The organism is Streptomyces sp. NPDC005799 (genome assembly GCF_040630525.1).
Taxonomy (GTDB): Bacteria; Actinomycetota; Actinomycetes; order Streptomycetales; family Streptomycetaceae; genus Streptomyces; species Streptomyces griseorubiginosus_B.
The window spans coordinates 21,517-27,538 of the sequence record NZ_JBEXXQ010000089.1 but is presented as its reverse complement, the minus strand read 5'-3'; the positions used below and the strand labels follow the sequence as shown (position 1 = coordinate 27,538).

The window sequence follows — 6,022 nt, the reverse complement described above, 5'->3', positions numbered from 1 at the left end:
CCCTCGCCCGCCAGGTCGTCGCCGAGGCCGAGCGCGGCAAGCTGCCTGCCGGCATCGAGGGTGGCGGCGCGGCGCGCGGCGCGCACCACGTAGGCGTTCACGCTCAGGCCGGCCTCGATGGCGGCCGCCTTAATCGCGGGGGCGAGGTCATCGGGGATGCGCAAGGTCATAGTGGTGACAGTCATGGTTGCAGAGTAGCCACCGGTAGACGGTGGCGTAAAGCGGATGCTGCCAAGCGGCCAGCAGGCCCGAGCCCGAGGGGGCAAGATCCTCCATGTGCACCGCGCAGCGCCGCCTCGGGACGGGCCCGAGCACCACCAGGAGCACCCCGACGACGGACGCAGGCCGCCCGCGTCTGCTGCCCATCGAGCGGCTTGCCCCTGACGCACTCCTGGACGGCTCCGAGCACCGAGGGGCCGCCGACCGGAAGGGCCGGAGGGCCCTCAGACCGCACGATGCACAGCAGGACGGGAATCAGGCTAATGCTTGCCGCCAAGTCCTCAGGATTTTCGGTCGCGCACTCCTCGATGTTTCAAGCGACAGGTGAGGGATCCCCCATGGCCACGTTGAGCTGCGCCCAGGGTTCACGACTCTGCGCACACCTACGACGTCTGCTGGAGGCCAGCGCCATCTCCGGCGCCGAACTACGCGAAATGCTCACGTCCTTGCAACACCTCCACAACGAAGCTACGCAGCAGGCCACCGTGCACAACACCATCAACGGCGGGGTACAGCACGGCCCAGTCATCCAATCAGGCCGGATCACCGGCCTCACCATCCACGCCCACCGCCCCAACCCGGCACAGAACTGGCCGAAGCCATCCGTGGCCACGGCCCGGACCGTCATCTACCCACGTGCATCGGCGTGCAGCGCCGCACGCCCTGTGGTGTGCCCGCCCGCGGTTTCACACATCCCCTCCAAGACATGCGGAGCCGACGTCGGTTAACTCGCCGACCTCCTCGGCCACGACGCAGAGATCGGCCACACCAGCGCCGCCGCCCTGCGTCACACCGCCCGCGACTGGCGAAGGCCCCTGGCCGCCCTCGGCCTCGCCGGATAAATCCGGACAGACGTAGATCACGTAAGGGGCCATGGGGGGCATTTGACTCATATGCGGCGCATGGTATGTGTGTTAGAAACATTACCCATCGGGACCTGCTGGCAGTCTCCGTTAATTCTTTACTCGTCCAGACGGGAGCGTCGTGTCTGCTTTGTCGTCTTCCGTCCAACGCGTCACCCCTCTCGCCAATCGCCCGGAGGCCCGCGGTCGGTTGTCTTGTCGGATGCCCTCGCTGCGGGCATGTCATTTGATCGCAGCGCGTCGAGTTTCTGACTGGCCGGCGCGGGCGATGCCCTACTACGGCAGTTGCGTTGCCCGGCTGTACTCATGGCCCGGCCTCACTCACCAACTAAGGGCTTGCAGATCAATAGCACGCCGATTCCGTTTCTGCGCCTGCGACATGTGCCACGAGCAGCTGACCTGAGGCGACGTTGCACCGAGCATGCGCCGAGGTCGGCACTACCGGGACGTAGACCCGCGTGTTGTTCGGAGACGCGCCCTTAGTGTCTCGTGATCCTGATTGTGGAACCTGAGGTGTCTTTGATCGTTGAGTCTGGTATGGATCTCTCCTCTGAGTAGATAGCTGAACGGCGAGAGCCGGCGGGTTCGCGGGATGTGCCAGCTGTCGTGGCACTTCGCGCGCGGATCGTGTTGTGGTTGGCCGAAGTTCGCGGCGAAAGAACACTGCCAAGTTCGCCGGCCTGGCACCTCTGACGGTGGACCGCTGCAAGTCCCGCTATGCCGAGCGGGGTGTGGCCGGGCTGGAGGACAAACGCCGGGGCGGGCCACGAACTCAGGTGCCGCCTTGGACGCGGGTCCGGGTGATCGCGTTGACGAGGATGTCCCCGCCACTGAACGTCACGACATGAAGTGCTGGGCGAGTGCAAGCCGAGCCGGAACGGCGCGAACTTCGCGGCGTTCCTGAAGAAGGCTGTCAAGCTGCATGCGGGAAAGGAAATCCACGTCGTCCTGGACAACCTGTCCACGCACACGACCCCGAACGTGAAGGCGTGGCTGGCGGCAAACCTGCACGTCCACTTCCATTTCACCCCCGTCGGGCCCTCGTGGCTTAACCAGATCGAGATCGTCCACGTCCTGGGCAAGCAGATCCGCGACTACATCGACGCCTGGAACGAGAATGCGAATCCCTTCACCTGGACCCCCCACCGCCGACGAGATCCTTGCAAAGGTCCGGCTCGTCCAGAGCAGTGTGAAGAACTCGTCAATAACAACTCGAAGTAACGCAATCAGGATTACGAGATACTAGTTAGAGGGGGCAGCATGTTGTCTTTACGGTGCCTTTCCGCCGAAGCGGCCGGGGCCGCTTGCGTCTCGTACCGAATCACCGCGCAGGCATTATCCGACTGGACGGACGGATTGCTTGAACGTGGCCTCAGCGTGCTGGATGAATCCCTTCGAACGACGATGGCCCGCCCCGCCTGCGACTGTGAGATGTATTCCCGAATACATCTGGCCATAGGTCTCACTCACATGCGGGAGTTCGACAGAGCGCGGGGAATCCTTTACTTCCGGGACCTGACCGGCTTCCGTGATCCGGCGGACGGTCCGGCCGAGCTGGGCGTGGCCCGGTCTCTGCTCGCCTACACCAGCGGCGACACGGAAGCCGCAGCCGTGTGGAGCAGAAGCGTGCTGGAACGCGTCAGGTGTCCCGGCCCGGTGGCGGCCTCGGCCCATCTCCTGCTCACCCTGATCGGTCTGCGCGATGGTGATCTGAGGACCACTTCGCTGTACGTCCAGAAGCTCACGGATGACGTGCTCATGGGACGCGGCGGAACCTGGGCCGCGCACATTGCCTGGGCGGCTATCCAGATACGGGAGGCCAAGGACGGGGCAGATGCTTCGGCCCCGTTCATCGAGGAACTCGTCGACTTCGGTGAGATCAGCCGGGGCGTGCTCATCTGTCAGCCGGCCGCCGCGCCATGGCTCGTACGGCTGGCGTTGAAGACGGACCAGAAGGCGCTGGCTCAGCAGGGGGTAGAGGCGGCTCAGCGGCTCGCCGCGATGAACCCGCGGACCCGCTCGCTGGCCGCGGCGGCCCAGCACGCGAAGGCGCTGGTCGACCGGAACCCCGACGACCTGTGGCGGGCCGTCGAAACGCACAAGGACCCGTGGGCACGGGCTTCCGCCCTGGAGGACTACGGCGTTCTACTGCACCGTCGACGGCTGCCCGAGGAGCAGATCGTCCCGGTCTTGGAGCGCAGCGGCGACGCGTATCTGGCAGTGGGGGCGTTCCACGACGTCCTGCGCATCAAGCACCGGCTGTGGAACCTCGGCGTCCGGCATCGCATCTCCCGTTGGCCCACCCTGCCCGGCAAGGAGATCAGGAACCTCACGAAGACGGAAACCGCGGTCGCCGAACTGGTGGCCCAGGGGCTGACCAACAACCAGGTGGCCTCCCAGCTCTTCCTCTCCCGTCACACCGTGGCCTTCCATCTGCGGAAGATATTCCGCAAGTTGGACGTCACCTCACGTATGGCACTGGTCAAGGTGTGGGACGGCACCGGCGGGCATTGAGGGAAACGGTTCTGAATATCCGGCTGTCGACACGGATCCGACGACAGGAGGACCAAAGTCGTGTGCCGGCCGAGGAAAGGAAGACGAGTCGCATGACAGCCGTCAAGCGGGAGCCGAACGCGTGGATACGGCAATTCCATCCGGCCCCGGAAGCCTGCACACGTCTGCTCTGCCTGCCCCACGCGGGTGGATCAGCCAGTTTCTATTTTCCGCTGTCGGCGGCCCTGTCGCCCGCCGTCGAAGTCTGCGCGGTGCAGTACCCGGGGCGTGGGGAGCGCCTCAATGAGACCACCGTCGACAACCTGGACACCCTGGCCGCCCACATTGTCGACGCGCTGGCTCCATGGCGGGAGGACCAGCTGGCGCTGTTCGGGCACAGCATGGGGGCCGCACTCGCCTTCGAGGTCGCCGGCCTTCTGGAAGCCCGCAATTCGGTGCCCACAGCCCTCTTCGTTTCCGCATGCCGTGCCCCCTCGCGACCTCGTGCCGGGCGGGTTCACCTCATGAGCGACAGCGAACTGCGCGCGGAAATAGGCAGGTTGAAGGGAACGGATTCCCGGCTCCTTGATGACGACGACCTGCTGCGGCTGTTCCTCCCGGCCATTCGCAGCGACTTCAAGGCGATCGAGACCTACGTCCACCGTCGCGGCCCCGCCCTCTCGTGTCCCGTGTTCGCCCTCTACGGCGACCGCGACGCCGGTCTGACGCGGGACGACATGGCGGCTTGGCGGAGCCATACCAGGGGGGAGTTCGAGCTGACGGAGTTCCCCGGCGGTCACTTCTACCTCAGCGACCAGATACCGGCCGTCGCCGAGATCGTCTCGACCCGCCTCCAGCGGCCGCAGAGTCCTCCGCGGCATCGGAAGGAGGGGCATCACACGGGGGACGAAGCGGCTGAGGTGATCAGTCCGCAGCCGTAGCGGGGAGTCAGAAGAACTCCTGGTACAGGGGGAGTTGGTGGTGCAGCATGTGGATGCCCGGATGGGTGGGCAGGCCCAGTGCGGTCGCGGCGCGCAGGAGGCGGGTCTCGGCGGGGCGCATGATGATGTCGACGACCAGAGTGCCGGGCGGCAGTCGCGCCGGTTCGAAGGGGAGGGGGTCCGCCGGACTCAGGCCCAGGGAGTGGCGTTGACGGCGATGGCGCTGTCCGGTGCGGGAGTCCCGGAGGCCACGAGGACGCGGCCCGGCCAGCGAGGTTCCAGGCGGGCCAGGAGGGCGGCGAGGCGTTGCGGGTCGGGGTCGGTGACATCGATCCGCCCGGTGCCCGCCGCCATCAGGGCCGCGGCCAGGGCGAGGCCCGCGCCACCGGCTCCAGCCAGGGCGACCGCGCGTCCGGCCCACTGGCGGTCCTTGGCGGCCAGGCCGTGTACGAAGCCGGTGCCGTCGTTGCGGTCGTAGCGGGGGAAGTTGCTGCTGGAGATGTCCACGCGGATGCGGTGACCGGGAAGGAACACATTGGAGGTGCCCGTCATGTCCACGGTGATCTCGTAGACCGCGCCGGGCTCCATCAGCTCTTCCGCGGCGAGACCGCCCCGATAGCGGGTGCGCAGGATCCCGTCGCACAGGTTGATCGCCTTGCCGTCGGGGAAGACGTCGACGAGCTTGGCGGTGAAGTCGGTGTCCACCGCGGACGAGGAGACGTACAGGGTCAGGCTGACCGGGTCGGTGACTTCAACAGCCTCGTTCAGTACGGGTGTTGCGAAGCACAGAACGTCGTAGCGGGAGACTACGGTCCGCTGGTCGACCGGACCGCAGAACCCCGGCGTCGTCGGCTTCGACGCCCCGCCGGCGGAGGGAACCGGGCGGCGCGGGTCGTAGAGGTAGGTCTCGTGCCCGGCGTCGGCTGGCACCTCGGTCGTCAACACGCCGTCGCCGTCGGAGGTGTTGGCGTGGCGGTGCTCGTGAGGTGGAAGTCGGTCCACCGTGTGTCGGGCAGCGGCCAGGCCTGTTCGTCGCGCCACTGGTCGATGCCCATCACGAAGATTTTCACCGGCGCCACGTCGTCCAGGGCGGCGGTGCCGCCACGGAGCCAGCGGCCGAAGAACTTCATATGCAGGCCGGTCAGGCCCATCATCTGGGCGTCGGCCAGCGGGCCGAAAGACCGGTCGGCATAGACGCCATTCGTGGCGAGGTGGTCCCACGGACCGATGATCAGCCGCTGCCCCTCTCGCGCCTCCGCGGTGCCGGCCTTCTGGCGGGCGGTGGTGTAGGTGCGCAGGGTCTGCCCGATGTAGAGGTCGTACCAGCTGCCGATGTTCAGCGCCAGATGCCTGCGACCTCCCCTGATGCCGATGCATCAGGGGAGGTCGCAGGGGATATACCTGGCCGAAGAGCTGCGGACTGCGTCCTTGATGGGTGAGATCGTGGCGGGCTACTGGAAGCGAGGGTCGTGGTCTCGGACGCGCTGTGTCACGCGATCTGTCGGC

At 66.6% G+C, this 6,022-nt stretch carries 8 protein-coding genes; 4 read left to right on the top strand and 4 right to left on the bottom strand.

The genetic code is table 11. The features are described from left to right. Positions 1–185, bottom strand: a 185-nt coding sequence (locus ABZ453_RS47580) for a toxin-antitoxin system HicB family antitoxin (RefSeq protein ID WP_359025795.1), incomplete at its 3' end; no start/stop codon positions are given. Between the two features lie 720 nt (positions 186–905). Further along, positions 906–1,094: a hypothetical protein gene (locus tag ABZ453_RS47575; RefSeq protein ID WP_359025793.1), complete on the bottom strand. Its 189-nt coding sequence runs from the start codon at positions 1,092–1,094 to the stop codon at positions 906–908. A 620-nt stretch (positions 1,095–1,714) separates the two neighbouring features. Between ABZ453_RS47575 and ABZ453_RS47570 the strand changes: the two genes are divergently transcribed. From ABZ453_RS47570 to ABZ453_RS47555, 4 genes are all read left to right on the top strand, one after another. After that, on the top strand, positions 1,715–1,930 hold the full coding sequence (locus ABZ453_RS47570; RefSeq protein ID WP_359025791.1) for a helix-turn-helix domain-containing protein: 216 nt from the start codon (positions 1,715–1,717) through the stop codon (positions 1,928–1,930). 1 nt (position 1,931) lies between these two features. Continuing rightward, complete coding sequence (locus ABZ453_RS47565; RefSeq protein WP_359025789.1) at positions 1,932–2,303, top strand: transposase; 372 nt, start codon at positions 1,932–1,934, stop codon at positions 2,301–2,303. 249 nt (positions 2,304–2,552) lie between these two features. After that, a complete protein-coding gene (locus ABZ453_RS47560) occupies positions 2,553–3,596 on the top strand; it encodes a helix-turn-helix transcriptional regulator (RefSeq protein WP_359025787.1) in 1,044 nt (347 codons plus the stop codon). Between the two features lie 92 nt (positions 3,597–3,688). Beyond that, a complete protein-coding gene (locus ABZ453_RS47555; protein WP_359025785.1) occupies positions 3,689–4,516 on the top strand; it encodes an alpha/beta fold hydrolase in 828 nt (275 codons plus the stop codon). 189 nt (positions 4,517–4,705) lie between these two features. On the opposite strand, the gene ABZ453_RS47550 is transcribed toward ABZ453_RS47555, so the two are convergent. Together ABZ453_RS47550 and ABZ453_RS47545 are read right to left on the bottom strand one after the other, a co-directional pair. Beyond that, entirely contained in the window at positions 4,706–5,461 is a 756-nt protein-coding gene (locus ABZ453_RS47550) for a CocE/NonD family hydrolase (RefSeq protein WP_359025783.1), read from the bottom strand. Continuing rightward, the gene (locus tag ABZ453_RS47545) at positions 5,455–5,814 is read right to left on the bottom strand and encodes a CocE/NonD family hydrolase (RefSeq protein ID WP_359025797.1); all 360 of its coding nucleotides are present in this window, start codon (positions 5,812–5,814) and stop codon (positions 5,455–5,457) included. Before ABZ453_RS47545 ends, ABZ453_RS47550 begins: the two co-directional genes overlap by 7 nt. Positions 5,815–6,022 lie beyond the last annotated feature (208 nt).

Coding starts and splice junctions, on each gene's coding strand:
- ABZ453_RS47575 (WP_359025793.1), bottom strand. CDS start 1,094: ATGGCCCCTTACGTGATCTACGTCTGTCCGGATTTATCCGGCGAGGCC.
- ABZ453_RS47560 (WP_359025787.1), top strand. CDS start 2,553: ATGCGGGAGTTCGACAGAGCGCGGGGAATCCTTTACTTCCGGGACCTG.
- ABZ453_RS47555 (WP_359025785.1), top strand. CDS start 3,689: ATGACAGCCGTCAAGCGGGAGCCGAACGCGTGGATACGGCAATTCCAT.